The sequence below is a fragment of the uncultured Phenylobacterium sp. genome, assembly GCF_902826855.1.
In the GTDB taxonomy this organism is placed as follows: domain Bacteria; phylum Pseudomonadota; class Alphaproteobacteria; order Caulobacterales; family Caulobacteraceae; genus Phenylobacterium.
Genome location: NZ_CADEGK010000316.1, coordinates 1,725 through 3,423 on the forward strand (window position 1 = coordinate 1,725; position 1,699 = coordinate 3,423).

3 protein-coding genes are annotated in these 1,699 nt (G+C 67.8%); all 3 read right to left on the reverse strand.

Translation table 11 applies throughout. The features are described 5' to 3' along the window. A partial coding sequence (locus QZV94_RS24025) for a DUF3126 family protein (protein ID WP_293682849.1) occupies positions 1-197 on the reverse strand: 197 nt, incomplete at its 3' end. 62 nt (positions 198-259) lie between these two features. Next, complete coding sequence (cysE, locus tag QZV94_RS24030) at positions 260-1,090, reverse strand: serine O-acetyltransferase (protein ID WP_293682853.1); 831 nt, start codon at positions 1,088-1,090, stop codon at positions 260-262. 27 nt (positions 1,091-1,117) lie between these two features. Next, positions 1,118-1,699 (reverse strand): NUDIX hydrolase (locus QZV94_RS24035; RefSeq protein WP_293682851.1); only part of this gene is annotated, 582 nt, incomplete at its 5' end.

A 1,699-nucleotide genomic window follows, 5' to 3' on the forward strand; every position in this document is an offset into this window, starting at 1 on the left:
TCCTCGGCGAGGATGGCCATTTCGAACATGTACGAGCCGTCCTCGTCCTCGTCCTGGAACACCACCCCGATGAACTCCTCGCCGATATAGACCTCGGCGGAATCCTTCTGCTTGGGTCGTGGCACCAGGGTGATCCGCGCATTGGCGAACGTCCCGCGCAGATGCCCCTCGATCTTGCGGATAGCTCTTTCGTCCACGCCACGCTCCTCAGGGCAAATCGTCGGGGCATACCTACAGAAAGGCCGGCCCCGGCGAAACCTCAGATCACGTAGTCGTACACAGCCTCCGCCAGGGTGTGGTCCATGCTCTTGGCCGGCTCGGCGCAGGTCGGGCAGTTGACCAGCCGGGCGGGGACGCCTGCGGCGGTGCAGCCGGCCGGCACATCCTTCAGCACCACCGAGCCGGAGGCGACCTTGGCGTAGTCGCCGATCTTGATGTTGCCGAGCACCTTGGCGCCGGCGCCCAGCAGGACGCCCTTGCCGACCTTCGGGTGGCGATCGCCGCGCTCGGCGCCGGTGCCACCCAGGGTCACGCCCTGCAGCATCGAGACGTCGTCGCCGATCACCGCGGTCTCGCCGATCACAATGCCGGTGCCGTGGTCGACGAAGACGCCGCGTCCGATCCGTGTGGCTGGGTTGATGTCCACCTGGAACAGCTCGCTGGAGCGGCTCTGCAGGTAGAAGGCCATCGTCTCGCGGCCCTCCGTGTACAGCCAGTGGGCGACCCGATGCGTCTGCAGCGCCAGGAACCCCTTGAAGAACAGGAACGGCTGCACGTAACCCTTGCAGGCCGGATCACGCTCGAACACCGCCTTCAGGTCCGCCTCGGCGATGTCCACCAGGATGGGGCTCCGCTCGTAGGCTTCTTCGATGGTGTCGCGCAGGCTCATGGCCCGAAGCTCCTGGTCCCCCAGTTTGCGCGCAAGCTGATAGGACAGCGCGTCCCCCAGGCTGTCGTGGTTCAGGATCACGGCAGCGACCAGGCTCGCCAGCGCCGCCTCGCTCTTGGCTGCGGCATAGGCCTCGTTGCGCAGCGCCGCCCAGACTGGCGGGGCTCCCGTGGCGTCGACCACCTCCAGGCGCTGGCTCATCAGTTCCTCCCGGCCCATCGGGCGCTCCTAACCTATCATCGCCCGCGCGAGCGCCGACGGCAACGACCCTTGCCGGGCCATATGGTGCGCCTTCAGCAGCATCGCCACCGTCAGCACGTCCTCCAGGTCACCGGCCATGGCGGCGTCGAAGGCCTCACGGAACGGTACGCGGACGGTTTCGAGCGCCTCGGTGTCATCGGCGTGATGCAAGTCGGACGCCGCCGACAGGCTCAGCGCCAGGTAGCCGATCGCCCGCTCGTCGCTCACCGAGTTGGAGAGCTGCGCCCGCAGCACCTCGCGCCATTCCGCAGCCGCCAGGCCGGTCTCCTCGGCCAACTCGCGCCGCGCGCTCTCAAGCGGGTCCACATCGAGCGGCCCGCCGCCCTCGGGAATCTCCCAGCTGTACTGCATCAGCGGGAACCGGTTCTGCCCGACCATGACAGTGGTTCCATCGTCGAACAGCGGCAGCACCGCGATCGCCAGGTTCTTGTGGCTGACCAGGCCGTAGGTGGCCGGATTGCCGGTCGGCGCGGTCGCCGCATACTCGGTCACCCGGATCCACGGATTGTCATAGACCAGCCGCGCCGGCCCCCGCGTCCAGGGCTTGCC

Coding starts and splice junctions, on each gene's coding strand:
- cysE (WP_293682853.1), bottom strand. CDS start 1,090: ATGAGCCAGCGCCTGGAGGTGGTCGACGCCACGGGAGCCCCGCCAGTC.